A 24577-nucleotide genomic window follows, 5' to 3' on the forward strand; every position below is an offset into this window, starting at 1 on the left:
ATCGTTGGTCGATGGAAGGGTGAGTCATGGGAAAGCTGACAGTGGGTGCGCTGCGCGCTGTGCTCGTGGTGGTGCTCGCCGGCACCGTGTTCGTACAGGCAGGGATGGTGTGGACATTGGTCAGCGGGAGCGACCCGGAGGACGGGTCGCTCCCGCTGACCTCGTTCCGCGTGATCACGATCCTGGGCATGGTGTCGGTCCAGGTCGCCGGGATCTGCGTATGGCGGCTGGTGACGATGGTGCGCCGCGGAACCGTGTTCTCCCACGCCGCCTTCCGGTACGTGGACGCCGTGATCGGCGCGATCGTGGCGATTGCCCTGCTGTGGTTCGCGGTCACGGTCCTCAATGCGCCGGGCCAGCGGGACGACCCGGGCGTCACCGTCATCATGGGCGGGATCGGAGTGGCCATCCTGGGAGTCGCGCTCATCGTGTTCGTACTGCGGATGCTGCTCGCCCAAGCCGTCACGCGCGACGTCGAAGCGGCCCAGATGCAGGCCGAGTTGGACGAGGTGATCTGATGCCGATCACCGTCGACATCGACGTGATGCTGGCCAGGCGGAAGATGTCCGTGGGCGAGCTCGCGGACCGCGTAGGGATCACGCCCGCCAACCTGGCGGTACTCAAGAACGGCCGTGCCAAGGCGGTGCGCTTTGCGACGCTCGCCGCGCTCTGCGAGGTGCTGAGGTGCCAGCCAGGCGACCTGCTGCGCTGGGAGGCCGAGGACACCGCCGGCGAATGAATCGTGCCTTTCGCACGTCATCACCGATCCCGCTTGCCTTTGACCAACTCCGCGAGGGCCCAGGGGCCGTTCCCGGGGAGATCCCAGGCCTGCTGGAGCGTCTGGCCGAGGCGCCCGACCCTCGCGATCGGCGCGGCGTACGCCACGCTCCGGTCGTCATCCTTGCGCTGACCGCGTGTGCGGTTCTGGCCGGAGCGACCTCCCTGCTGGCGGTGGGTGAGTGGATCACCGACGCCCCGCCATCCGCCCTGGAGCGCCTCGGCGTACGGCCCGATCCGCTGTCCCCGAAGCGGTGCCTGCCGGCGGAGGCGACGGTGCGTCGGCTGCTGGGCCGCATCGACGGCGACGCGTTGGACCGGGCGGTGGGCCGCTGGCTGGCCGACCGGCGCGCTGGGGCCGACGGCCAGCTGCACGCAGTGGCGGTCGACGGCAAGGCCCTGCGCGGAGCGGCCAGGGCCACGGGCTCTGCTCGCCGCCCGCGACCACCTCTCCGGCCTGGTCCTGGCCCAACTCGACGTTGGCGAGAAGACCAACGAGATCCCCAGCTTCCAGCCTCTGCTGGAAACCCTCGCCGACCTGAGGGCGTGGTCGTGACCAGCGACGCCATGCACACCCAGGCCTACCTGAAGTGCTCCGCCGCATCTACACCGAGGTCGGCGACGGTGGGTTCGGGCCGGAAGGGGGCCTCGCGTCGCTGACACCGCGCCGTGTTCCACATTGGCATATGGGCGACTGGCCTTGCGCGACGGTCATCTACGACAAGCGGACGGAGTGGGGGTCGCCGGCGTCGTGGTTCTTCTTGACGGGCGGTGGCTGCACCATGAAGTGGTACGTCTCGTTGATAGCGGTTGATCACCCGGTCCTGCTCTGGGATGCCGACGGCTGGGAACCGGAGTGGGGCCAAGACCCTCATGACGGCCTGCGTTACGCGGCGCCATCGCTGCGCCAGTGGCTGTGGACTTGGGCAGACGGCGGCAATGTCTGGGACGAAGCGCTGGCACTACCCGACTAGGACTTGTCCGGGCGATCACGTGCGGAGCCAGATGACGAGGGCGGCTACGGTGACGGTGCCGAGGAAGGCGTAGCCGCGCTTGTCGTATCGAGTGGCGATGGCTCTGGCGTGCTTGAGCTTGTTGATGGCCCGCTCGACGGTGTCGCGTTTCTTGTACCGCTCTTCGTTGAACGCGGGCGGCCGCCCGCCTCCTGAGCCTTTGCGTAGGCGGGCGGCCTGGCTGTCAGTCTTCTCCGGGATCGCGTGCCGGACGCCGCGGCGCCGCAAGTAGTCGCGGATGGGGCCATTGCTGTAGGCCTTGTCCGCAGCGAGGCTGTCCGGCTTCGTGCGGGGCCTGCCCTGCCCGAGACGGGGGACCCGGATCTTCTCCGACACCGATTTGAACTGGGTGCAGTCCGCCCGCTGCCCTGGCGTGACGACCAGGGACAGCGGACGGCAGTGGCCATCCGCGCTCAGGTGGATTTTGCTGGTGAAACCGCCCCGGGAGCGGCCCAAGCCCTCGTTTCCAGCATTACTTCCGCCAGGCGGCCGTGAATGCTCTGCCACGGTTTCTCGTGCTGGTGTTCTACCTTTGTGGCCCCCTTTGAAGCGGGGGTCGGCGGCGGGGCGGTGCGGGCGCCGGCCGCATGCTGATGCGCACGCACGACGGTGGAGTCGACAGAGATGGCCCAGTCGATCTCCCCGACCGCGTCGGACTCGGCCTGGACCTGCTGGAGCAGACGCTCCCAAGTCCCGTCAGCCGACCACAGACGGTGGCGTTCATAGAGGGTCTTCCACGGTCCGAAGCTCTCGGGCAGATCACGCCACTGCACTCCGGTCCGCACCCGGTGCAAAATCCCGTTGATCACCTGCCGGCGATCCCGCCATCTGCCACAACGCCCGTTGCTGACCGGCAGGATCGGCCGCAGCCATGCCCACTCGGCATCCGTTAAATCGCCCCGCCCCATGCTCACTCAACGATTTGGGCAGGGCGGCCGTCACGTTGGCGGACGACACCTGCGAACTGGCTACTCTCTGGCCTGGAGAGGAATACCCGGCGGGTTGGCAGCTCGATTTCCGCGATGACGACGGCGATCTGCTCTCCGACCTCGAAGTCTTCTGCCGGACTCGCCGCAGGGCGGCCGTCGATCTCTCTGGAGGGGACTAGCCCGACGATTCCATCCCCGAGGTCGACGAAGATGCCGATGGGAGCCACCTTCTCGACCGTCCCGCGGATTTCCTGTCCCACCACTGTGCGGTCGGCGAAAGCCTGGAGGGGGTCGGGCTCCAGTACCTTCAAAGACAGTCTGGCCTCAGCGTTGTGGGTGTCGGACCCCATGAATTCGCACGAGACACGCTGCCCTACCTGAACAACATCGCGGGGATCGTCGAAGCGCCGCCAGGACAGTTCGGGGAGGCCGAGGAACCCGACACCGGGCAGGGTGGGATGGTCAGGCCCATCGTCCAGGGCCACGAAGACCCCGAACCGTTCGATCGCCACGACGGTGCCGGACAAGATGTCGCCACGGTGCAGGGACTCGAGAAACGCCCAGAGTTCCGGGCTCCCAGACTGCCAATCCATACCCGTAACCATGGCACACGGCGTCGTGTGCCAGCCATATCCTCAGGCCGATGCGACCGTCCGCAAGCCCGCTATGCCCAAGCCGCCAGCACCTTGATCGCCCGGACAAGTCCTAGTGACCAGCGGGCGGTGGCAGAGCAGACGCATTCTGTTTTGCCGGTCGTCCTGCCCGACGGGTGCTCTTCGGCTTCGCCGTCGGGTTGTGGGCCCAGCGACCGGGCTGCACCGTGTTGCGCCTTGCGCGGGTCCTCAGCACCGGCCATCGGTTCGGTTTCTTGATCGCACGTGGGCAGTCCCGGCTGCGACGGTCCGGGAGGAGGCGGCTGCGTGCTTTCTGCCTGGCCTCGGCGTAGGAGCGGGTGAGCTTGGGGGCGGTCGCTCCCGGCTGGGACGGGATGCTGCGGCGGACGATGCGGACGCACTTCAGGTAGGAGACAGGGTCGGCGTCCACCGTCGGCCGGGCGAGCGCGGCTGTGTGCGCGAACTGGCGGATCGCATGGTGGACGGCGAGGTAGGCCCACAGTTCCTGCCGGACACCCTCCGGTGTGCGCGGCCTGATCGGCCCGGCGGGGCCGAGGTGGTTCTTGATCTCGTCGAAGGCCAGCTCGATCTCCCAGCGTTCCCGGTAGAGCGCAACCAGCTCGGCGGCCGGGTACCGACGGCTTCGATGTCCGCGACGAGGACGTCGCCCGCCTATCCCCGTTCGTACGGCACCACATCAACATGCTCGGCCGGTATTCGTTCCAGCTCCCCGAGCTGCCGGGTGGCCTGCGCCCGCTGCGCGACAAGGACGCCGCTGACGACGAGTGATGCGGCAATGCCGTACGGCATCATCGGCTCGTCGTAGTCGTGACCAACTTGACAAGGCGTACATGCTGGTCAGCGACCCAGAAGGAGTGCGGGAAGCCGTCTCGCCCGCCGGGGCCGTGACGGCTTCGCGGACCCACCCGTCCCGTGGTCGGCCCTGCACGCCCTCTGCTGGCGCGAAGGTCGGCAGTACGGAGTCGCGGCGGTGCTCGTGGGCGGCGGCGGGGTGTGGGGGTCGGCGGTCAGGTGGTGCGTTGCGGCGGTGGAAGGCGAGGGCGGGTCATAGCCGTGTGGCCGTGCGGATCAGCCCGGCGAGGGCGAGGGAGCGGCTGTGCGCGGGCCAGGCGATGTGGGTGACGACGGGGGGTGCGTCGGTCAGGGGGACGGCGGTGTGCTCGGCCCATAGCCAGGCGCGGGCGGAGTCGGGGAAGACGGCCACGGTGCGTCCGAGGGCGATCAGCTGGGCCAGCTGCGTCTGATCGTGGATCTCGGGGCCCGGGCCGGGCGGGTACGTGCCGTGGCGGGACCAGCGGGCGAGCGGCAGATCGGGGATGTCGCTGACGTCGGCCAGGGACAGGGACGTGTGCGCGGCGAGGGGGTGCCCGGCGGGCAGGATAGCGATCTGCCCTTCGGTCATCAGTTCCTCGCTGTCGAACCCGACGAGGGAGTTGAACGGCGCGTGCATGAGCGCCACATCAGCGCGGCCATCGCGCAGCATCCCTTCCTGCTCACACGTGCCGCTCGGTAGCACCTCGATCTCGGCGGCGTCGGGCTCGGCCGCGTAGGCGTCGAGGAGCTTGTGCAACAGCTCGTGAGACGCGCCGGCCTTCACCGCCAGCACCAGGCGGTTGCGGGGGCCGCCCGGACTCTCGGCGCCACCGGCACGACGGGTGCGGCGAGCGGCAGCGGTGGTCGCGTCGAGGGCTGCGCGGCCCTCGTGCAGCAGCATCTCTCCGGCGCCGGTCAGACAGACGCCGCGGCGGTTGCGTTTCAGCAGACAGACGCCGAGGCGCCGCTCGAGCTGCTGGATCGCCCGGGACAGCGGTGGCTGGGCCATGCCGAGGCGCTCGGCGGCGCGACCGAAGTGAAGTTCCTCGGCGACGGCCATGAAGTACCTCAGCTCGCGGGTCTCCAAGGTGTCCATGGCCACAGCGTACATCGGTGATACCTACCGGGTATGACAGGGCACTGTATCGGTATTGGATGCGCCGCTTGTCCGCGAGCGAGCATCGACGGCATGAGCGAAATCATGAACGCACCCTCCGCGTCACTGCCCGGTGGCACCTGGACCCTGGGCGATCTGGCCGTCACCCGCTTCGGGTACGGCGCCATGCAGCTCGCCGGCCCCGGGGTCATGGGCCCGCCTGCCGACCGCGACGGCGCGCTCGCCGTCCTGCGCGAGGCCGCCGGCCTCGGGATCAGCCACATCGACACCGCCGGTGCATACGGACCACGTGTCACCAACCAGCTGATCCGTGAAGCGCTGCACCCCTATTCCGAATCGCTGCACATCGTGACCAAGGTCGGCGCGGTCCGCGATCAGCAGGGCGGCTGGCCTCCTGCCCGGCAGCCCGAGGACTTGCGCCGCGCCGTCCACGAGAACCTTGAGGACCTCGGCCTCGATTCGCTCGATGTGGTCAATCTCCGGCTCGGCGACGCTCAGGGCCCCCAGCCCGGCTCGCTCGCCGCGCCCTTCGAGACCCTCGTCGAACTCCAGCAGCAGGGCCTGATCCGGCACCTCGGAGTGAGTAACGCCACGGCGGAACAGGTCGCCGAGGCGCAGGCGATCGCGCCGATCGCGTGCGTGCAGAACATGTACAACCTCGCCTACCGTCAGGACGACGAGCTGATCGACGAACTCGCCGACCAGGGCATCGCCTACGTCCCCTTCTTCCCGCTCGGCGGCTTCACCCCGCTGCAGGCCACGGCGCTGTCCGCCGTGGCCACCCGGCTGGATGCGACGCCGATGTCGGTCGCCCTGGCCTGGCTGCTGCGGCGGTCACCGAACATCCTGCTCATTCCCGGCACCTCGTCGGTGGCGCACCTGCGCGAGAACGTCGCCGGCGCGGGGCTCTCGCTCTCCGACGAGGAACTCGCCGAGTTGGACAAGATCGGCCAATAGCAGGATGCAGCCCGGCCCCCAGCAAGACGAAGGGGCAGCGGCTGTGTGACGCGGGCCTCATGCCCGGCGGCGGTTCGGGCGGATAGTTTGGACGGCGGCGGCAGGCGGCGGCTGGGAAATTCACTTTCGGCCGCCGGAGTGCGCTGATAGACAGCCGTAGTGCAGAAGAATCTTGAACTCCCTGACCTGCTGCGACTGATCGACGAGCGGGCGACGGCCTTCCGGGCCGCGATCGCCGCCGCGCCCAGCCTGGACGTGCAGGTGCCGACCTGTCCCGAGTGGACGCTGTTCGACCTGGCGCGGCACCTGGGCTCGGGCCGCCCGTTCTGGGCCGCCGTCGTCGAGGCCGGTCCGGCCGACGCCCCGCCGGCCCAGGCCGTGGCGGCGCGCGCCGGGGCGCAAGCGCCCCGGGAGCGAGGGGCGTTGGTGGCCTGGCTGGCCGAGTCGACGCAGGAGCTGCTGGACACCCTGCGGGAGGTTGGCCCGGACGCCGAGTGCTGGACGTGGTGGGGCGCCTCGCAGTCGCCGCGGACCAGCGGTGCCGTCGCCCGGCACCAGCTTCAGGAGATCGCGATGCACACCTATGACGCCCAGCTCACCGTGGGCGCCGCGCAGCCGCTGCCGCCGGAGGTGGCGCTGGACGGCGTCGAGGACTTCCTGTACACCTGCTGCGCGTGGTCGGGCGTCTGGCCGCACGAGCCGGCCGTCGTCGACTACCACGCCACCGAGGGCCGCTCCTGGCGCTTCACAGTCGAGGCGGACGGCGCCCGCGCTGTCCGCCTCCCGCCTCCCGGCGAGGGCGCGGCCCAGGCTCCGGCCGACGCCTCCGCCCAGGGCACGGCCGGTGAGCTGGTCCTGTGGTTCTACGGACGCACACCGCTGGACTCGGTGAAGATCGACGGCGACCGGGTCATCTTCGAGCGGCTCTTCGCCTGGGACCCGAACGCGTAAGGCGTGGTCGACGACGCGGTCACCCGTTCGCTGAGACCGTCTCAAACCATAGGGAGAACGCCTGGCGAAGCGTGCAGCCGCCGACCTGGTCGTAGCTGGTGACGGTCTCGGCAGCGCGTTCGACGATGCTCGGCCACTGGAGTCTGGGCACCCCTGTACATGTACCCATCGCCTCAGTGGCGGGTGCCTCCCAAATTAGTGAACATCGACTTGGCCGCCGCCGGGGTGCCTCCCGCGCTCATCGACAAACGACTCCCGTTCTCGGGTTCTGGTCCAACTTCTGTGGAGTCCTCACGTTCTGTAACCCGCCGCTATTGGATGGCCCTTCGTCACGCGCTGACAGACCTGTTCGGGATGATGCCCGCATGGACTTCGACCTCGCCCCACCAAACGGCGTTGGCCCGTTGCGGATCGGTATGACTCGACTCGCGGCCAACACCGCGTTGGACGCGCTCCGCGATCCTTCTGCGATCTCGGAGTCCGACCGGCCGGGACAACACGTGTTCCGTCCCAGCGGGCTGATGATCAGCATCCACTGCATGCGCGACATGCTCGAAGCTATCGAGCTGGGAAGGCCCTCGTCCCAGACGGATCGAGCGTTGTTCCGGGGTGTGGACGTGTTCGCGCTTCCGGCCCGCGAGGTTATCCGGCGCGTCGGTGAGCTCACCTCGATCGAGGAAGATCCTGACGACGATGCTTCATTCATCGCCCCGAACTTGCTGCTGAGCTTCTGGCGTCCGTTCGCAGCCGACGATGAGCCGGAAGAGGAACAGGGCTACTACTTCAGCTCGGTCCTGCTGGCACGGCCTGGCTACTACGACACCCCTGCTCAGGCTGCGGAGCGACTCCAGCAGAGCTCGTGACTGTCCCGTCAGGATGCCAGCAGGACTCGTTTCATCAGGAGACCGAAGCCAGCCCGGCCGTACGTCTGGCGCTTGATCATTTTGATCCGGTTGACGTGGCCTTCGACGGTGCCGGAGCTCCACGGCAGGGTGAGACCTGCCGTGACTGCGGCGAGATCGCGTTCGAGGCCGTTGGCGAAGGTGTGGAGGCTGGGCAGGTCGTCAGCGCGAACCGCCTTGATCCATTGGGGGAGCTGGTCGCCCTGGAGCTGAGTGAGCATGTTCCCGAACGCGCGGACGTGCCTGGTGAAGGCATCCAGTTCAGGGCAGCCGGCGAGGACGGATTTGAGCTTCAGCCGTTCGCGCTCCGGCAGGGTGTCGGGGTGAGTCAGGATCTAGCCGGTGACCGTGCGCGGGGAGGGAGGACGGGCTGCAGGTGCGGTCGGGGATGTGCGAAACGGTTGGAGGTAGGCGCGGACGGCGCCGTAGCCGCCGGTATAGCCCTGCGATTTGATCTCTTCCCAGAGGGTCCACGCGTTCGTGCAGCCCTGGGCCCATCGCTCGTGCAGATACGGCTTGAAGTCGTCGAGCTTGGTCTGGCGGTTCTGCCACTGCCCCAGGAACAGGTCTCCCGGCCTCGCGGCGTCGGCCAGCCGTTGGACGGTGCGGTAGGTCATGCCGATCTCGCGCTGGACCGACCGTCGGCTGTGGCCGGCAGCCAGCAGCGCGTGGACGACGGCGTGCTTGGCGATGGACGCGCGGAGGCACGAGCGGTGGCGGGAGACACCCCGCTCGGCCGTTCGCCGAGGTTCCGCCACACGTGGAACCGGTCGGCGACCTGGATCTTTTCGCCGGGCACTTTTGGCCCCACTTGAACGAGTTGTGCTGGCCCCACTTTGGACCCATGCGGGTGAAGGGCTCTGACGCGTCGCGGAAGGAACGGATTTATCTGGCCCCGCCCTTGCCGGGTCTCAGCGGGGCCCATGATGGTTCCGCTGTCAGCAGACCGGCTGGACTTCAGATGGTGGCCCGCAAGGATGACGGCATGCGGAAGAACATGGCTGTGCGTCGACTCGATCTCGGGTACTTCATCCGGCCTGCCTCAGAAGTGGGCGGCCCGCAACCACGAGTCGAACCCGTCCTTGCCTACCTGGTGCAACACGACAACGGGCTGCTCCTCTTCGACACCGGCATCGGCGACGCAGACCCCGAAACCGAAGCGCACTATCGACCCCGCCGCCGTGCGCTGCAGGACGCCCTCGCCGCGTCCGGAGTCGCCCTTGATGACGTCTCCATGATCGTGAACTGCCACCTGCACTTCGACCACATCGGCGGGAACCCTCTCTTGGGAGGCAAGCCCATCCTGGTGCAGGACGTCGAACTGGCCACCGCACGCCGGGGCAACTACACAGTCGACGAGCTGGTCGACTTCCCCGGTGCAACCTACGAGGAGGTCGCCGGCGAGACCGAGCTCTGGCCCGGAATTTGGATCATTCCGACACCCGGTCACACTCAAGGGCACCAGTCGCTGGTCCTCCGGCAAAGCGATGGGACAGTAGTACTCGCCGGCCAGGCATACGACTTCGCTTCCCACTTCGCGTCTGAGCAATTGGCCCGCCACGCGACGCTTCACGGCGTGGAACAGCCGCTTCCTCTCTATCAGCACTGGCTGGATCGACTCGCCGACTTCGACCCTCGACGTGTGCTCTTCGCCCATGACTGCTCGGTCTGGGAACCACAACAGACTGAAGGTGGCTGAAGCCCGACTTCCTGTCACATAGGACAACCCTCGATCGGGTGACGTTTCCTGGCTGTCCTGGAGCGGAGCCGGATCGTGTCTGTTGGCCGGGGTTGGTGGCGGTAGCGTGTGATTCACGACGCCCGCCCGGCCGCTTCCCCTGACAGGAACGCGAAAGGGCGGGTGCCGTGTTGTGGCGCCCGCCCGCTGGTGGTGACGGTGAGATCAGGCGGCGGTGGCCGCCTTGCGGCGGCACCGTGGACTTCCGCGGCGCGATGTTCTCCGGCGGCTACGTGGCCTTCTCCGACGCGTCCGGTCCGGCTCCTCAGGGGGCTTCTGGCTGCCGTCGGCACACCTGCTCCTGCAGAGGCCATCCTGCCCTCCGCTTGGCTACCCCCGATTCCATAGGACTGCGGGGGCTTAATCGGTCGGTTCTTGGACACCGCCACCACCAGCGGAGAGGCGGGGCTCCATGCGCACACACCCGGACAGCACCGCCCCGGCCCCGGAGGGCCGCGGCCTCCAGCCGCCCGCCTACGGCGTTCCCTCCCCGGCTTTGCTGGCCCGCGCGGACCGCGGCCTTGCCCGGTTCCTCGGTCAGCACGGCGAGGACCAGGACGACCAAGCCGACGGCGGCGAGGACACCCAGCGGTGACCGCCGGCCACCCGCACACGACGCTCCCGGCAGCGAGGCCCGCCATGCACACCAGCTCCCACACGGTCCTGTACGACCCCGACGGGCTGATCGAGGCGGAGCTTCCGCTGGATCGCGAGCCGTACGAGTGCCTCGTCAAGGCCGTCCTTGCGTGGACCGGCCAGGACACGCTCACGACCCGCGACTACGAGCAGATCGCCCTCCAGCTCACCGGCCACGCCCGCGCGCTCGCCGCCGACGTCCGCCGCCGCGCCGACCAGTTACCCAAGGACAGCGGACCCAAAGCGCTCGCCGACGTCGTCCTGCGCGAGGCAGAAGACCTGCCAACGCGATCGGCGCCGTCACGGGCGTCACGAGCTGGTACCAGGCCGAGCCCTCGGACAGCCAGTCCTGGCCGAGGACCTGGCCCAGGACGATCTGCCCGTGCGTGGACAACACCGCACCCGGGCCGTCGTACACCACGGTGGTCGGAGTCTGGCCGGGCTCCCCGGTCACCGGGGCCAGAGCGGGCTGACCGGCTGTGCGGGAGATCCGCACAGTGTCGGTCAGCTGCGCCTCCAGTTCGGCCCTGGCCTGCGAAAGATCCAGCGGCACCGGCTCACGCCCCGGTGGTCTGCGTGGACTCGTCCAACCACGTAGTGCGGACCACCGCGAGCGAGTTGGCATCGGAGATGTCCAGGACCCGCCACACCCTGTTCATCAGGCCCGGATCCTGCGTGGCGACGGTGACACGCACGTGGTCCTCACGCGATGCGAGCGGGACGTCCAGCGGCGTCAGCAGCCGGTAGCGGTTCCGGGTGTCATCAGCGTATGCCTGCCCTTCCAGGGACAGGACCAGGCCAGGGACGCGAAGATCGCACCGGACCCGGTGTAGATGATCTGGTCCGGGCCGGGGTGGTACTCGCCGGAGTCCGGGTCAAGAACCGGCTCCCCAGGGCGGAAGATCTCGACAGTGTCCACAAGGATGCGCGTCTCGACGATGGGGGCGACGGCGACAAGCGAAAGCCCCTCAGAGGGCGGAGGAGTGCTCATCCGTTCGAGCGTAGGACGGCGCGCGGACAACTCTCCCAGCCTCTGCCTCAGCGCAACGATCCTGGGAGTGGTCAGCTACTGGCACCTGGGCGGCGGTCATGCGGGGCCGACGCCGGTCAGGTGGCGCCGCCGGTCATTTTGACCTGGTGAAGAATGTGGGCAGCCTGGTCAGTCGGCGCTAACTCAGGCAACGGCTCGACTCGGTGACGGCGCCATAGGAACATTGGGCCATGTGGTGAGGAGCGCCGGCTAGTTCGGCGGGAGGCGGGACCGGTCGAAACGGGGGAGACAGGCAGTGCAGGACCAACTTCTCGAAGGTCGCTACCGGTTGCTGCGGCAACTAGGCGAGGGAGGCATGGGGCAAGTCTGGGAGGCAGAGGATGAACTGCTGGGCCGATACGTCGCCATCAAGCTGATCTCGCTGCTCGCCGGCGGGGGAAGCCAGGGAACCCAAGCACGCGCCCGGTTTCTGCGCGAGGCGCAGATCACCGCCCGCCTGCAGCATCCCAACATCGTCACTATCCACGACCTCGGTGAGACCGGCACGGAGAACGCTCGTGTCCCGTTCCTGGTCATGGAGCTGGTCCGGGGCGAGGGCCTCGACTCACTGTTGCACCGAGGCGCCGTCACCCTGCCGTACGCGGCACGCTGGGGCGCACAGATCTGCGACGCACTTGGTGAGGCTCACGCTGTCGGCATCACCCACCGGGACATCAAGCCATCGAACATTCTCATCACGCCCTCCGGCACGGTCAAAGTCCTCGACTTCGGTATCGCAAGGGCTGCCGACCACAACGCGACCGCGGACCGACTCACCCGGTCCGGCTTCATCGTGGGCACACCCCCTTACATGGCGCCCGAGCAAGCACGCGGGCACCCGGAACCACACAGCGATCTGTACGCCCTCGGCTGCGTTCTCTTTGAACTGATCACTGGCCGACTGCCGTTCCTGGCCGACGACACCGTGGGCTACCTATCAGCGCACCTCACCCAGGACCCACCCCGCCCCAGCTCTCTCTCCACGCACATCCCGCCCGCCTGGGACAACCTCGTACTCGCTCTCCTGAGCAAAGACCCCGGCATGCGGCACCCAGACGCCGCCAGCCTCGCTCAGGAGTTGAGGCAACTCGACCAGAACACGGCCGTGCAGCCGCCCCCAGCACGCACACTCCCACTGGAGCAAACCCAGCAACCATCTCGCCACCCGCGCCCCTCTCATGCGGAGGGCCTGTTCGCCATCTCGTGGACGGGAAGGGAACGTCTGTCCGCGTACACCACATCCTGGGAGCGCCGCTGGCTCGTCGGGGCCGGCGTTCCGGTGGCCGTGACGCTAGCTGGCTTGCTCGTCTCGCTCGCGATGAGCCCTGCCGCATTGAGTCAGGACGACGCGTCCGGCTGGGCCCTCGCGGCTCAGGTCCTCCTCGTCGTCGGAAGCTTGCCCCTGCTGCTTCTGCTGTGGCTCCTCATCTTTCTCCCCCTCTCGCATGACAGATCCGCCTGGTCCGTGCAGGTGGGTCCCCTGGGCATCAGAACCACGAACGGCCTCGACATGCGCGAATACAAGTGGAGCAAGATAAAGACCCTCACCATTGAAGAGGCCGTCAACAACGATGTCCGGTGTGCCGCCGGACTCCACATCAAGTTCAGGAAGGGCGCCAATCCGTCCGCCTACCGGCCCGCTGGCTGGCCATACCGGTTCGGCGAGAAGGCCCTTGTGCGTAACGGGTGGGTTCCCATCTGTGTCTTCGGCCCTATGACGGACTGGCAACGGACCCTGTTGACGGAAGCCCTTGCCCGATACGGGCAGGGCAAGTGGGAGGACGAAGCCTGGGCAGGCGTGCCGCCGCGCCCCAGTTACTGACCTTGGAGTCGTCTTGTCGTAGGGGCTGATGGTTGGTGTTCGTCGCGGTATGCCGGAGGTGTGAGGTATCCGCAGGGTGGGGGTCTGACCGCGGAGAGGCAAGCGTTTCGCGAGCGGGTCCGGATGGAAGCGGTCGCCATGTTCGCCGACGGACGTGGCAGTACGGAGATCGCGAAGGAGTTACGGGTCAGCGTCCGGTCGGTTCAGCGGTGGCGGCGGTCCTGGCGGGAGGCCGGCCAGGACGCGGTCCGTTCCCGCGGCCCGGTGTCCCGTCCGAAGCTGAATGACCGACTGTTCGCGGTGCTCGAGGAGGAGTTGGCCAAGGGACCGGTCGCTCACGGCTGGCCGGACCAGCGGTGGACGCTCGCCCGGATCAAGACGCTGATCGGCCGACGGTTCCACAAGTCCATGACGCTGTCGGGGATCTCCCAGATGCTGCGGCGCCGTGGCTGGAGCCATCAGGTTCCGGCCCGTCGTGCCGTCGAGCGCGACGAGGCAGCCGTCGCCGGCTGGGTGAAGGAGGTGTGGCCGCACCTGGAACCACCGCGGCGGCGCTCGGGGCCTGGATCGTCTTCGAAGACGAGGCCGGATTCTCGATGACGCCGCCGACCTCACGCACGTGGGGCAGACGCGGATCCACCCCGGTCATCCGCGTCCGGGGCCGTTCCCAGCGCCGCTTCTCCGTCGCAGCCCTGTGCTGCTACCAGCCCGGCGAACGCTCCCGCCTGATCTACCGGCCCAAACGGCATACCGACCACAAGAGCGGCGGCCGCAAGAGCTCCGCCTGGACCGAGTACCGCGACCTCCTCATCGCCGCCCACCAGCAGCTCGACGGACCCATCATCCTCATATGGGACAACCTGAACGACCACAAAGACCGCCGCATGCGGGCCTTCATCGACGCACAGGACTGGATCACCGCCTACCACCTGCCGCCTTACGCACCCGACCTCAACCCCGTCGAAGGCATCTGGTCAGTACTCCGTCGGACCACCCAGGCCAACACCGCCTTCACCGACCCCGACCACCTCATCCGCCGGCTACGGCACGGCCTCCGCCAGATCCACTACCGCAGCGACATCATCGACGGATGTCTCACCGGGACCGGCCTCACACTGACGACACCACGCCTACAACCTCAGTAACAGGCCTGCGGGGCCTCGGTCAGCAGCGCGAGCGTGTCGCAGAGCCGTTCGCCGGCGGGCCCGTACTCCGGCGCGACGACCGAGACGTATATGCCGCGGGCGGCCCGGGAGCAGAGCTGGCGGCCGAGCCCCCGCCACGGATGCGCATGTCCGCGCGGCCGATGCGGCCGCCGAATGCTGTGAAGGGCTCGCCGTCCGCCGTGGTGGCGACGACGGGCTGGTCCTGGACGCCGCCGCGGTGGTAGTCGTTGACCCGCACGGGCATCCCGGCGGCGCGGGCTGCCTCGACCAGGCGTCGCCGGAGGGCCGGATCGGTGACGGCCGTCGCACTGCCGCCCACCTCGCGGAACTACCTCGTTTCGACCTTGGCCATCGGGTCTTCACCGTTCTCCAGGGCGTTCACCGCGTTCTTCCAGGACGGGTCGGCCGAGTAGAGCTGGCTGCGCAAGTAGGCCCACACGAGAACCCGCAGAGTCGCCACGCGCTCGGGATTTTCGTCGTCCGTCTCTGCCGCGTCGTATCCGGATATGCCACCGAAGATGTGACCAGCGCCGTACATGGTCACCATGGTTTTGTTGCCGCCGGGGCTGGCCGAGTAAGCGTCAGCACGGTAGCTGAGCCGATTGGAGAAGTTGGGGTTGAGGTCCTGATCGCCCACGATGATCAGGCTGGTGCCTGTCATCTGCTCGAAGTCGGTGTAATACAGCACCGGGTAGTTCGTCTTGGCCCACTCGGCGAAGTGCTCGTCGTTGCCGATGCCTGGAGCTCCGATGAGCACTCCCGCTTTGACACGGGAGTCGGAGAGGTCCTTGGGCCGGTCGTCGTCCGGGTCCAGCATCTGGGCTCCGAGGAGGAGGGAGACGGTGTTGCCGCCCAGGGAGTGTCCTACGGCACCGACACGGTCCCTGTCGATCCGCCGTTCGGCAAGACCAGGGACGGCGGCCTCGATGTCGTCGAGGCGGTCGAGGATGTTGTGCATGTCGGTGGCGCGGTCACGCCAGAACAGGGGCGCGTCCTTGAGGTCGGTGTCGCGCAGACCGAGGGCCGTCGAGTCCAGGTGGGTCGGCTGGATGACCGCGAACCCGTGGGCGGCGAAGAAGTTCGCCAGCGGCCCGTAGCCGTTGTAGGAGGACAGGAAGTTCGCCAGCCCGTGCCCGTGGGACAGGAGGATGAGCGGCAGGTCGGTGCCGGTCGCGGGGATCGACACCTTGACCTCCAGCGGCACGGGCCGGCCGGGAACGTCGAGGGTGACCGGGTGGTAGGTGAGGACGGGTTGCGACGCGTTGACCGGGATGTTGGCGGCGTCGCTGTACGGCTTGCTCATCGGAGCCCTCTCGAGGTCGGTGTTGACATAGCGCCTGTCGTAACTGGCGGTAGGCATGGAACTGGCGGTCGTGGCCGCGAGCCTGATGGGCCAGGAACGGCCGCCCGGCACCTGGATCGGTGTGGACGGTGATCTCCGCAGCGGTGCACAGATCTCGTCAGGTGTTGGTCCTGCGGTCTGCCGCCAGGGGCAGGGCGACTGGCTCAACCATCGACTGTCATGCCTCCCTGGCTCGACGGATGCACTTGTCTTGCCGGGAACTGTAAGATCAACCGAACAAACCGGACTAGGGCGAAAGTGACATGACTGAGTCCGCAAGCGATGGGTGTCACAGAAGAGCGCGGTTCGGAGTCGAGAGCCTGGTTGTGCGCGCTGCCGATGGTGTCTTCCCGACCGTTGTGAACGGTGGGTACACTGTCAAGATCACGCATGGCGGCTCTGCACCCCCTTTTCAGTACCTCGGGCGAACCCAGGGTCCCCCTGTTCCAGGCGCGGTGACGGTGATCGAGCCCCATGAGGTCGTGAGCTGCCTCGATCAGGACAAAGCCGCCGCTGACGGCCAGGCCATTGTGCAACTGATGTTCATTGACGCCGATCTCATGCCAGTCGGCACAGGCCGGCCGCGCTTTCATGAGGTGACCTATCCAGACCGCAGCCTCTTCAACGGCATGGCTGCGCTGCACAGGGGTTTGGCGCACGGCGAGGACGAGTTGGATCTCGAGTCGTCGCTGATCCGCTTGCTGACCGTCTTGCTCGCCAGGCATGCGGATGCTCCCGGCGCAGCGAGTCCGACACTTCGTCCTCGAGCGCTTCGTCAAGTACGGGAGATGCTCCACAGCCAACTGAACTCCAACATCAAGCTCGACGACCTCGCGGCCGTCGCCGGTTGCAGTAAAGGCCATTTGATCAGGAGTTTCCGGCAGGCTTACGGGGTTCCACCGCACCATTACCGGACCCTGTTGCGCTTGGCACGCGCCAAGTCCATGCTGGCAGCGGGACGATCGGTGGCAGAGACCGCCGCCGAGCTTGGTTACTGTGACCAGAGCCAGCTCAATCGGCACTTCCGGCGGGAGTTCGGCATGAGCGCAGGCGGCTATGCCAGGAGCGTGCGTTAGAAGCTGTTGTCTTTCGCCTGTGGTAGCTAGGTTTCCGCTGGTCAGGCGTGAAGTGGTCTCTCCTGCAGTAGAGATGACACGTCGTGTTTTCTCTTCGGTATAGGTGCCGGATGCCGTCTGTGCTCGGGTTGATTGAGGATCGGGAGGTCGCTGCCCGGCAGCGGGTGGAGTCGCTGCGGGGCGAGCTGGAGGAGGCGGAAGTCGCGCGAGATCGCCTGGTGATCGCGAAGGAGACGGTAAGTCAGGTGTCGTCGGAGTCCCGCGAGGCCAAGGACGTGGAGGTTTCCGGGGATGCCCGTCCGATCGAGTCGGAACCGGCGGCGTCCGGGGCGGTGCCCCATTCGGTGGTTCCGGTGCGGCGGGAGGGGCTAGATGTGACGGTGCTGTCGCCGGACTATCAGCGGATCATGCACGTCCTGGCCGAGCGTGAGCGGTCCGGTGAAGGGCCGGCGATCTGCCGGCAACTCGCCAACGCGCTGGACCTCGAACCGGTTCCGGCGAAGATCGAAGGGGTCCGGTCGAAGGCGAAAGCCGGGCCTTGACCCCGATTCCTGGACACGGGTTATGCGGCTTGAGCCAGCGTAGTTGGTGTGTGTTGGAGGGCGTTCTCGAAGGCGATCGGTGATTGTTGTCCGAGGCGTGAGTGTCGGCGTCGGGTGTTGTAGCGGTGGAGCCATCGGAACGCGTCGAGTCGGGCCTCGTGCTTGGTTGGCCAGCTCTTTCGCCCTTGTAGGGTCTCGCGTTTGAAGGTCGCGTTGAAGGACTCGGCGAGTGCGTTGTCCGCGCTGGAACCGACCGCGCTCATGCTTCGCCGGACCCCTGCTGACTTGCAGGCTTCGGCGAAAATCCTGCTCGTGTACTGGGCTCCGTGATCGGTGTGCGTGATCGATCCGGCGAGGCTGCCGCGGGTCCGGACAGCCGCGGCCAGGGCGCCGGTGACGAGATCCGCGCGCATGTGGTCGGCGATCGCCCATCCGGCCAGACGTTGCGATGCGATGTCGATCACGGTCGCCAGATAGCAGAACTTCCCGCCGTCGATGGGCAGGTAAGTGATGTCACCGACGTACTTCATGTTCGGCGCCTGGGCGGTGAAATCTCGGCCGATGAGGTCGGGCGCCTTGGCCGCGGCCGGGTCGGGGACGGTGGTTCGGTGCCGGCGGCGCAACCGGACCCCTTCGATCCCGAACGTCCGCATGATCCGGGCGACGCGCTTGTGGTTGAGCGCCTCTCCGCTCGTCTCGCGAAGCTCGGCGGTGATCCTCGGGGCTCCGTAGGTGCCGTCCGATTCCTGATGCACGGCCCGTATTCGGGCAGCCAGCTTGGTGTCGGCCGCCTGCCGGGCGGCCCGGTCCACAGCGGTCCGGTGCCAGTAGTAGAAGCTCGAGCGGGCGACGCCGAGGATGCTGCAGAGCCGCTTCACGCCGTAGCGGCGCTGGTGGTCGGCGACGAACTGGAAGCGGTTCACCAGCGCGTCTCCCCGGCGAAATACTTGGCGGCCTTCCGCAGGATCTCGCGTTCCTCCTCGAGCTCGCGGACCTTCTTCCGCAGGGCCGCGTTCTCAGCCTCCAGCGGGGCCGGCGGCTGGGCCGGTTCCTGCATCCGCCGGCCCCGGGGACGGCTCGCTCCGGCTGCCCTCACCCAGTTCCGCAGGGTCTCCGGGTTGATCCCCAGATCGGCGGCGACCGACCTGATCGTCGCTTCGGGCCGCGACTCGTACAGCGCGACCGCGTCCGCCTTGAACTCCGGCGGGTAGTTCTTCATGACCACGAGATGTCCGTTCTCAGATCCTCAGGATCCAGTGTCTCGTGTGTCCAACATCCGGGGTCAAGGCCCGTGAGCCACTATGCCCAGCCACCGGGGCTTGGCTCTTCGCAATCGAACAACGCCCTCACCCTCCGCGATGGCTCCCCAAGATCTGTGCCAGAACCGAGTTTGAGCAGCACTTACCGACTTCGGCGCGTTCGTTGTTCAGCAGTTTTGGTTCTGGCTCACTTTCCGTGGAGCATGCACGCTCAGTGATGGTGATCGAGCGAATGAGCCCTGGGGAAGTTGCCCTTCAAGCGCCAGATGTTCGGCCGCGCCGGCTTCGACCTCCTGCGAAAACGAGTCCTACTCGCTGACTGACTTCTCAGCCTCCGAGCGGAGATCGTGAATCGGGAACGTCGGGGGTGAAGGGTGCTCCGTGCATGCCTCCCCGTGTAGTTCTTCGGACCGCAGTGCCCAGGCGATGGCCTCGTGCGGACCGCAGAAAGAAGGATCAAGGTGGAACGTGACCCGGGTCCCGAACGGCTTAGATACTGAAAACTCCTCCTGGGAGCCGGTCGGATCCATCCCGGCCAGCTCCTGGCGGTAGCCGTGGCCATCCAGCCAAACCTCGATGACCGTACTCACGCTGAGTGCGGCAGCTGCGGAGGGAGCCCAACGCTGCATGTCGAACATGTCGAGCAGGGAACCGAAGAATGCCGGAAGAAGCCGCTCACGTTCATCGGAGCTGGGGCGCTGATCGCTCTCCACAGTGAAGCCGAGATCAGATCCGATCTCGACACTGATCTGTCCATGCCTGCCATCGCGACGGTGCAGCGCATCCCAGGCCACCGCCCGAAGTACCTCGGTGGGCAGCTCGGGGCTGCCCTGCTCAACCAGAAAGTACATCTTCGGGCGGCGCCGCACATGCTCCACGAAGTCGACCACCCGCAGCGGCTCGACTGTGAACCTCTCCACTCACCCTCCCCATCTCGGCGCTTTTCAGTCAGCCACAGCCGATCATGGCACCCACCACCGCCAAGCTCCAGGCTCCTACTCGTCCGAACGTCGTGACGCACTGTCATCAATCACGGAAACTGAGCCGCAACCGCAGTTTTGACGGCAGCCGGGAGTAGGTGAGTCGGCCCGCCCTGCAGTCCGACTCCGTGTGGTCGCTAGGTTCGGATCATGACGATCACGTATGAGTGGCGAGGCGACGTCGACAACTCAGCTCTCAACAAGCTGCATGCCGAAGGGTTCGATCATCCGGTCGGGCAGACGGACTGGCGTGCAAGGCTTCAACGTCACAGCCTCGGCTGGGTCTGCGCCTGGGAGGATGATCGTTTGGTCGGCTTCGTTAACGTCGCCTGGGACGGCGGCGTCCATGCGTTCGTCCTGGACACCGTCGTAGCTCAGCGCAATCGTTCGAACGGGGTGGGAGCCGCGCTGGTCAAGGCGGCTGCTGAGGGATGCCGTGCTGCAGGGTGTGAGTGGCTGCATGTCGACTTCGAAGAGCACTTGCGATCGTTCTACTTCGATGCCTGCGGCTTTAAAAAGACGGCGGCAGGGCTGATCGCCTTGTGACCTTGGGCCTCCCGGCCCTGGGGATGTGTCCGGAGACCGGGAGGGAAGATCTTCAGCTGGCGATGTGCTCTTCGGCTCGGGCCCGGGTGCTGGCGAGGCGGTAGGTGCGATCTCTCGGTTTTGTGACAGTGGGGGTGAAAGACAGCGTGGCTTGGGGATGTTGGTGCTGGTAGTGGGTTGTTTTGGGGCTACGGGGTCACTGTTCTGGAGGTGAGAGATCTGCAGAGCATCGCTGTGGTGGAGCGTTATCGCGGGAGGGGTGATGCTGTCTCAGTTTCGTGAGTTCTGATCCGCTGGCCGATCGGTGTTGGTGTGCTCGGGAGTGTGCATCAGGGAGAGCAGGACCCCACCCTGGAAGGGACGGGTGGTGGTTCGAGTGGGGCTTTGCCGGCTGCGTGGGTTCGGGCGTTGCGGGGACCGGCGGTGCGCCGTCTGCTGGCCCTGCGTCGGGAGGGGAAGCTCACCACCACGCGGGTGAGGTCGGCGGCGGACGTGCTGGGGGTGCGGGAGCGTGCGGTGTGGCGGTGGCTGGCGGCCGCGGAGCGGGACGAGGCTGAGGCTCGGGCACCGGGGGAGCGGGCCGCGTATCCCGGGCGGTTCACGGTTACTGATGAGGTCCGGGCTCTGCTGGCCTTATGGAAGGGCAACGTCGCGGCGGTTCATCGTGAGCTGGCCGCTCGCGCGGCCAGGGGCGAGGGGGATCCGCCTCCCTCGATCCCGACGCTGCACCGGGCGATCCGCCGGGACCTGACGCCGGGGGAGCGGGCCGGGCTCGCGGGAGGGGAGCGGGCGGCCCGGAAACACGATGTGTTCCTGGCTCGGCCGCGGGGCTGGCGCAACCACGTGTGGGAGACCGACCATATGCAGGCCCCAGTCCTGGTCGACGTCGACGGCAGGGCCCGCAGGCCGTGGATCACATGGTTCACCGACTGTGCCACCAACGCGATCACCGGCGTCGCCGTCACCCCGGTACATCCCTCCCGGGAGTCGGTGCTGGCCGCGCTGCGCTCCGCGGTCCTGCGGGAGGACCCCTACGGACCCTTCGGCGGCCTGCCCGAGAAGGTACGCGTCGACCGAGGCAAGGATTTCCTGTCCCGGACGGTGACCGCAGCGTTCGATCTCCTCGAGGTCACTGTGGAGGTCCTGCCCGCCTACACCCCGCACCTCAAGGGCACGGTGGAGGGCCTGAATCGGGCGGTGGAGAGCATGTTCCTGGCGGGAAGCGTGCTTCCCGTCCGAAGGACGAAGTGCTGCTGGGCTTCGAGGACTTCACCGCCCGTCTGCTGGACTGGACACGGTGGTGTTGCCGACCGACCTCTTGGCTCCGGACAGTTCCCACGCCTTGCAGTCGTTGCGGTTTCCGGGCACGGGCCGTCCGACGGAGACGACAAGGCGTGAGTCGGCATCGATGACGATCTGGTGGTTGGTGGAATAGCGGTAGTTCTTGGACTGCTCCGCCACACTGTGGTCCCGTGTCGGCACCAGGGTGCCGTCCACGATCAGCACCGTGTCTCTACGGAAACGGCTCCGCAGCCGCAGCGCGAGCAGGGGCCCGAGCTGGCTCACGATCCGGCCCGCGGCTGACTTCGAGATCCCGAACAAGGGAGCCAGCTGCCGCAAGGTCAGGTTCGTTCGCCAGTACGCGGCAACCAGCAACACCCGGTCCTCCAGCGGCAGACTCCACGGACGGCCCCTGCGAACGAGGGGCGGGCCTTCGCGCCGCAGCATGGTGATCAGTTTCCCGAACTGCTTCGGGCTCAGCCCGGAGTACGGCGCTATCCATGACGGCTCCGACGCCGTGATCACAGCCCCCACATGAAGATCATCTCAGCCAAGGGCCTGGCATCCCTGCACGGTCCAGACCTACGGGCCCTGGACCTGCCTGCCGAGGTCAGTAGAGCCAGCGGTCCAGGAGCCCTGGCCAGAGAAACCCCGCGTAGCCGTTGAAGGCCGCGGGGTCGAGCTCCTTCAGCTCCTCGGCCAGCCGGTTCAGCTCGGCGAAAGCCTGCTCTTCCTCCTCCTCAGAGAAGTACTCCTCGGGACCGTCAGGCTCGCTGAGAAGCTCAAAGGCTGTGACGCGGCTGCCGTAGCGGTGAAGGACGTCGAGCCACACGCCGACATCTGAGTTCGCGAACCATGCCTCCCCGTCCGGCATGACGAAGTAGACCGCCCCGGTCTCCGGCTCGACGCCGAACGATGACCGCTCGGCCGGCTCATCAGGGTCCGCCTGCTCGGTGAGACGGTAGAGCGGACCCCGGGACGTGAGCAAGGTCGGCTCAGCCTCGCTCTGCATCACGACTCGTTCAATGAGGCGCGGAGCTACCGGGATGCCCACCTCGACAAGCTGCGCCTTCGCTGAGTCCGGGATCCACCAGTCGGCGACCACGTCCCGTCCGGCTCGCGTGACATGCCCCAGACCGGTCCACTCGGTCAGCTGGTCGTACGTCGCCATCGAGCGGTCCTCTTCCGTCGGCTGTGCTCCTGACCCTATCGAGCCGGCCTCAGGTCAGAGCATGGCCGCATTTGCGGGACAGCCCTTAGGAAGGCAGAGGCGGCATCATCCTGAATATCATCGGCTGGATTCCCGGATGTGGCGGGCGGTGGCGCGCGGCGACAAGGCCGCAGCCGCAGGCGCCCTGCGCCCACTGCGCGACCCGAACGCGCCCGAGCTGGACGAGGATGAGGACGAGTCGGTCGGCTCGGAGTGAGTTGGGGCCGTCACTGCCTGCTTCCCTACCGGCCGTCGCCCGGCGTCACAGGAGGGCGCCGCCGGAGACCTCGATGCGCTGGGCGGTGACCCAGCGCAGTCCCTCGGAGGCCAGCGTGGCAATGGCGTCGCCGATCTCCTCAGGTTCGCCGACGCGGCCGAGCGCGGTCTGTCCGGCCAGGACCTGGCGCATTCCGGCGTCGTCCCGCATCGCTCCGCCGTTGAAGTCGGTGGCGGTCGGCCCCGGGGCGATGGAGTTGACCCGGATGCCGCGAGGTCCGAGTTCCGCGGCGAGGGTGCGGCTCAGAGCTTCGACGGCGGCCTTCGAGGCGGAGTAGACCGAGGTGGCGGGGCCGGTGTGGCGGGTCAGTGACGTCGAGACGTTAATGACCTGGCCGCCCTGGGCCAGCAGCGGCACGAGCGACTGGATGAGGAAGAACGTGCCCCGGACGTTGGTGCCCATCACCGTGTCGAAGTCGTCGATCGTGACAGTCTCCAGCGGCCCGAAGACTCCCACTCCCGCGTTGTTGACCAGGATGTCGAGCCGCGAAGTACCCCAGCGCTCCAGCTGCGCGCCCAGTTCGGAGGTGAAGGACCCGAAGGAGGAGACGTCGCTGATGTCGAGCCGGAGAGCAGCGGCTGTCCCACCCCCGGCCTGCACCTGTTCCACCGTCTTCTCAGCCCCGGCCGCATCACCGCGGTGGGTGACCACGACCCGCACCCCGCGTGTGGCCAGGGCGATGGCCGCGCTGCGCCCGAGGCCGCGATTCGCACCGGTCACCAAAGCGATCTTGTCGACTGTCATGAACTTCCTCCACCGTGCGAGAACCAGGATGTGCCCAGGTGCCACAGCTCAGATGCGAGTCACTCGACTCGCCTTACTGCTGCACCGTAAGCGGGCCCCCGAGGCGAGTCAAGTGACTCGCCTCGGGGCTGCGGCATACTCTCCGCATGGCAGCAGAACTCACCGCGCATCACCGCAGGCTCGCCCAGCAGAAGCGCGAGGCGATCACCTCCGCGGCCACAGAACTGTTCTTGGGCCGTGGCTACGACGGCACCTCCCTCGCACGGATCGCCGAAGCGGCCGGGGTCTCGAAGTCCACCCTGTTCAAGCAGTTCCCCACCAAGGCGGCCCTCTTCGAGGCCATCGTCACCGAGTCCTGGCAGCGCGACGCCGGCGATACCGCCGCGCGGCCACAGGCGGGAGATCTGCGCTCCGGGCTGACAGTCATCGGCCACCGGTACGCCGACCTGATCGGCCAGCCCCGCATGACAGGCCTGTTCCGGATCGTCATCGCCGAACTGCCTCGTTTCCCCGAGCTGGGACGGATGCAGTTCCAGCTCGGCAAACTGCCCTACTTCGCCTCCGTCCAGCACTACTTGGAATCCGAGCGTGAGGCGGGCAACGCCGATGTGCCCGACACTGAGAGCGCCGCGAACCAGTTCCTCGGCATGATCGCTAACTACGTCCTGTGGCCCCGCATGCTTCTGACTGGCTGGAACCCCGCAGCCTCCGACATCCACAACGCCGTCGAAGAGGCCGTCCAGACCATGCTCGCCAGATACACCCCCAACCCGTCGGCCTGACCCGAAGCCGGAATTTCCACACTGCCGCGCAATGCCAAGGATCACGGCGCCT

The 24577-nt window shown here is 67.4% G+C and carries 30 protein-coding genes and 2 pseudogenes; 17 read left to right on the forward strand and 15 right to left on the reverse strand.

What is annotated here, in order from left to right:
• Positions 1-26 precede the first annotated feature (26 nt).
• From ABZ454_RS33855 to ABZ454_RS33870, 4 genes are read left to right on the forward strand one after another with little or no spacing between them, the layout of a single operon-like run.
• The gene (locus ABZ454_RS33855; RefSeq protein WP_359543398.1) at positions 27-518 is read left to right on the forward strand and encodes a DUF2975 domain-containing protein; all 492 of its coding nucleotides are present in this window, start codon (positions 27-29) and stop codon (positions 516-518) included.
• Positions 518-739, forward strand: coding sequence for a helix-turn-helix transcriptional regulator (locus ABZ454_RS33860; protein ID WP_359543445.1), 222 nt, complete (start codon positions 518-520; stop codon positions 737-739). Before ABZ454_RS33855 ends, ABZ454_RS33860 begins: the two co-directional genes overlap by 1 nt.
• Positions 736-1437 carry a transposase family protein gene (locus ABZ454_RS33865; protein WP_359543399.1) on the forward strand — a complete coding sequence of 234 codons (702 nt, stop codon included), beginning with the start codon at positions 736-738 and terminating at the stop codon, positions 1435-1437. Before ABZ454_RS33860 ends, ABZ454_RS33865 begins: the two co-directional genes overlap by 4 nt.
• Positions 1368-1751: a hypothetical protein gene (locus tag ABZ454_RS33870; protein WP_359543456.1), complete on the forward strand. Its 384-nt coding sequence runs from the start codon at positions 1368-1370 to the stop codon at positions 1749-1751. Before ABZ454_RS33865 ends, ABZ454_RS33870 begins: the two co-directional genes overlap by 70 nt.
• Positions 1752-1766: 15 nt before the next feature.
• On the opposite strand, the gene ABZ454_RS33875 is transcribed toward ABZ454_RS33870, so the two are convergent.
• From ABZ454_RS33875 to ABZ454_RS33890, 4 genes are all read right to left on the reverse strand, one after another.
• Positions 1767-2698 (reverse strand): IS5 family transposase gene (locus ABZ454_RS33875; RefSeq protein ID WP_359543446.1). Its coding sequence is split into 2 segments (ribosomal slippage): positions 1767-2360 and positions 2363-2698, totalling 930 coding nucleotides; the frame shifts between segments, so codons are not numbered across the junction.
• A gap of 2 nt (positions 2699-2700) precedes the next feature.
• Entirely contained in the window at positions 2701-3312 is a 612-nt protein-coding gene (locus ABZ454_RS33880) for a S1 RNA-binding domain-containing protein (RefSeq protein WP_359543400.1), read from the reverse strand.
• A gap of 112 nt (positions 3313-3424) precedes the next feature.
• Positions 3425-4009 carry a transposase gene (locus ABZ454_RS33885; protein ID WP_359543447.1) on the reverse strand — a complete coding sequence of 195 codons (585 nt, stop codon included), beginning with the start codon at positions 4007-4009 and terminating at the stop codon, positions 3425-3427.
• A 390-nt stretch (positions 4010-4399) separates the two neighbouring features.
• On the reverse strand, positions 4400-5263 hold the full coding sequence (locus ABZ454_RS33890) for a LysR family transcriptional regulator (RefSeq protein WP_359543401.1): 864 nt from the start codon (positions 5261-5263) through the stop codon (positions 4400-4402).
• A gap of 105 nt (positions 5264-5368) precedes the next feature.
• On the opposite strand from ABZ454_RS33890, the gene ABZ454_RS33895 reads away from it, so the two are divergent.
• The 3 genes from ABZ454_RS33895 to ABZ454_RS33905 all read left to right on the forward strand — a co-directional run bounded on the left by ABZ454_RS33895 (position 5369) and on the right by ABZ454_RS33905 (position 8055).
• Complete coding sequence (locus ABZ454_RS33895; protein ID WP_359543448.1) at positions 5369-6241, forward strand: aldo/keto reductase family oxidoreductase; 873 nt, start codon at positions 5369-5371, stop codon at positions 6239-6241.
• 159 nt (positions 6242-6400) lie between these two features.
• Complete coding sequence (locus ABZ454_RS33900) at positions 6401-7192, forward strand: maleylpyruvate isomerase family mycothiol-dependent enzyme (RefSeq protein WP_359543402.1); 792 nt, start codon at positions 6401-6403, stop codon at positions 7190-7192.
• Between the two features lie 365 nt (positions 7193-7557).
• A complete protein-coding gene (locus ABZ454_RS33905; RefSeq protein ID WP_359543403.1) occupies positions 7558-8055 on the forward strand; it encodes a hypothetical protein in 498 nt (165 codons plus the stop codon).
• Between the two features lie 8 nt (positions 8056-8063).
• Here ABZ454_RS33905 and ABZ454_RS33910 read toward each other — a convergent pair whose 3' ends face one another.
• Together ABZ454_RS33910 and ABZ454_RS33915 are read right to left on the reverse strand one after the other, a co-directional pair.
• Positions 8064-8429 carry a transposase gene (locus ABZ454_RS33910; protein ID WP_359543449.1) on the reverse strand — a complete coding sequence of 122 codons (366 nt, stop codon included), beginning with the start codon at positions 8427-8429 and terminating at the stop codon, positions 8064-8066.
• Positions 8430-8852 carry a hypothetical protein gene (locus ABZ454_RS33915; RefSeq protein WP_359543404.1) on the reverse strand — a complete coding sequence of 141 codons (423 nt, stop codon included), beginning with the start codon at positions 8850-8852 and terminating at the stop codon, positions 8430-8432. It lies immediately after the preceding gene.
• Positions 8853-9079: 227 nt separating this feature from the next.
• Between ABZ454_RS33915 and ABZ454_RS33920 the strand changes: the two genes are divergently transcribed.
• From ABZ454_RS33920 to ABZ454_RS33930, 3 genes and pseudogenes are all read left to right on the forward strand, one after another.
• A complete protein-coding gene (locus tag ABZ454_RS33920; RefSeq protein ID WP_359543405.1) occupies positions 9080-9793 on the forward strand; it encodes an N-acyl homoserine lactonase family protein in 714 nt (237 codons plus the stop codon).
• A 451-nt stretch (positions 9794-10244) separates the two neighbouring features.
• Positions 10245-10427 carry a hypothetical protein gene (locus ABZ454_RS33925; RefSeq protein WP_359543406.1) on the forward strand — a complete coding sequence of 61 codons (183 nt, stop codon included), beginning with the start codon at positions 10245-10247 and terminating at the stop codon, positions 10425-10427.
• Positions 10428-10471: 44 nt separating this feature from the next.
• A pseudogene (locus ABZ454_RS33930) lies at positions 10472-10744 on the forward strand (DUF6415 family natural product biosynthesis protein); the annotation flags it as partial.
• Here ABZ454_RS33930 and ABZ454_RS33935 read toward each other — a convergent pair.
• From ABZ454_RS33935 to ABZ454_RS33945, 3 genes are read right to left on the reverse strand one after another with little or no spacing between them, the layout of a single operon-like run.
• Complete coding sequence (locus tag ABZ454_RS33935; protein ID WP_359543407.1) at positions 10635-11093, reverse strand: DUF6093 family protein; 459 nt, start codon at positions 11091-11093, stop codon at positions 10635-10637. The pseudogene ABZ454_RS33930 and the gene ABZ454_RS33935 sit on opposite strands and share 110 nt — an antisense overlap.
• On the reverse strand, positions 11026-11265 hold the full coding sequence (locus tag ABZ454_RS33940; RefSeq protein WP_359543450.1) for a DUF6093 family protein: 240 nt from the start codon (positions 11263-11265) through the stop codon (positions 11026-11028). Before ABZ454_RS33940 ends, ABZ454_RS33935 begins: the two co-directional genes overlap by 68 nt.
• A complete protein-coding gene (locus tag ABZ454_RS33945; protein ID WP_359543408.1) occupies positions 11202-11459 on the reverse strand; it encodes a DUF6093 family protein in 258 nt (85 codons plus the stop codon). Before ABZ454_RS33945 ends, ABZ454_RS33940 begins: the two co-directional genes overlap by 64 nt.
• Positions 11460-11754: 295 nt before the next feature.
• Here ABZ454_RS33945 and ABZ454_RS33950 point away from each other — a divergent pair, with 295 nt between their 5' ends.
• From ABZ454_RS33950 to ABZ454_RS33960, 3 genes are read left to right on the forward strand one after another with little or no spacing between them, the layout of a single operon-like run.
• On the forward strand, positions 11755-13320 hold the full coding sequence (locus tag ABZ454_RS33950) for a serine/threonine-protein kinase (protein WP_359543409.1): 1566 nt from the start codon (positions 11755-11757) through the stop codon (positions 13318-13320).
• Between the two features lie 60 nt (positions 13321-13380).
• Complete coding sequence (locus tag ABZ454_RS33955) at positions 13381-13920, forward strand: winged helix-turn-helix domain-containing protein (protein WP_359543410.1); 540 nt, start codon at positions 13381-13383, stop codon at positions 13918-13920.
• A complete protein-coding gene (locus ABZ454_RS33960) occupies positions 13917-14465 on the forward strand; it encodes a transposase (RefSeq protein ID WP_359543451.1) in 549 nt (182 codons plus the stop codon). Before ABZ454_RS33955 ends, ABZ454_RS33960 begins: the two co-directional genes overlap by 4 nt.
• 349 nt (positions 14466-14814) lie before the next feature.
• On the opposite strand, the gene ABZ454_RS33965 is transcribed toward ABZ454_RS33960, so the two are convergent.
• Complete coding sequence (locus tag ABZ454_RS33965) at positions 14815-15789, reverse strand: chlorophyllase (RefSeq protein ID WP_359543452.1); 975 nt, start codon at positions 15787-15789, stop codon at positions 14815-14817.
• 494 nt (positions 15790-16283) lie between these two features.
• Here ABZ454_RS33965 and ABZ454_RS33970 point away from each other — a divergent pair, with 494 nt between their 5' ends.
• A complete protein-coding gene (locus tag ABZ454_RS33970) occupies positions 16284-16904 on the forward strand; it encodes an AraC family transcriptional regulator (protein WP_359543411.1) in 621 nt (206 codons plus the stop codon).
• Positions 16905-17014: 110 nt separating this feature from the next.
• The gene (locus ABZ454_RS33975; protein WP_359543412.1) at positions 17015-17446 is read left to right on the forward strand and encodes a hypothetical protein; all 432 of its coding nucleotides are present in this window, start codon (positions 17015-17017) and stop codon (positions 17444-17446) included.
• Positions 17447-17466: 20 nt separating this feature from the next.
• Here ABZ454_RS33975 and ABZ454_RS33980 read toward each other — a convergent pair.
• A protein-coding gene (locus tag ABZ454_RS33980; protein WP_359543413.1) for an IS3 family transposase occupies positions 17467-18671 on the reverse strand; the annotation gives its coding sequence in 2 pieces (ribosomal slippage) (positions 17467-18380 and positions 18380-18671; 1206 coding nt in all).
• A 342-nt stretch (positions 18672-19013) separates the two neighbouring features.
• On the reverse strand, positions 19014-19625 hold the full coding sequence (locus tag ABZ454_RS33985; RefSeq protein WP_359543414.1) for a hypothetical protein: 612 nt from the start codon (positions 19623-19625) through the stop codon (positions 19014-19016).
• A gap of 210 nt (positions 19626-19835) precedes the next feature.
• Here ABZ454_RS33985 and ABZ454_RS33990 point away from each other — a divergent pair, with 210 nt between their 5' ends.
• On the forward strand, positions 19836-20231 hold the full coding sequence (locus ABZ454_RS33990; RefSeq protein WP_359543415.1) for a GNAT family N-acetyltransferase: 396 nt from the start codon (positions 19836-19838) through the stop codon (positions 20229-20231).
• Positions 20232-21530: 1299 nt separating this feature from the next.
• On the opposite strand, the pseudogene ABZ454_RS33995 reads toward ABZ454_RS33990, so the two are convergent.
• From ABZ454_RS33995 to ABZ454_RS34005, 3 genes and pseudogenes are all read right to left on the reverse strand, one after another.
• A pseudogene (locus ABZ454_RS33995) lies at positions 21531-22046 on the reverse strand (transposase family protein); the annotation flags it as partial.
• 76 nt (positions 22047-22122) lie between these two features.
• Positions 22123-22683 carry an SUKH-4 family immunity protein gene (locus tag ABZ454_RS34000; RefSeq protein ID WP_359543416.1) on the reverse strand — a complete coding sequence of 187 codons (561 nt, stop codon included), beginning with the start codon at positions 22681-22683 and terminating at the stop codon, positions 22123-22125.
• A 301-nt stretch (positions 22684-22984) separates the two neighbouring features.
• Positions 22985-23743, reverse strand: coding sequence for an SDR family oxidoreductase (locus ABZ454_RS34005; RefSeq protein WP_359543417.1), 759 nt, complete (start codon positions 23741-23743; stop codon positions 22985-22987).
• Positions 23744-23889: 146 nt separating this feature from the next.
• On the opposite strand from ABZ454_RS34005, the gene ABZ454_RS34010 reads away from it, so the two are divergent.
• Positions 23890-24525 (forward strand): TetR/AcrR family transcriptional regulator, encoded by a 636-nt coding sequence (locus ABZ454_RS34010; protein ID WP_359543418.1) that lies wholly within the window; start codon positions 23890-23892, stop codon positions 24523-24525.
• Positions 24526-24577: the final 52 nt, after the last annotated feature.

It is taken from the genome of Streptomyces sp. NPDC005803, assembly GCF_040630435.1.
Classification (GTDB): Bacteria; Actinomycetota; Actinomycetes; order Streptomycetales; family Streptomycetaceae; genus Streptomyces.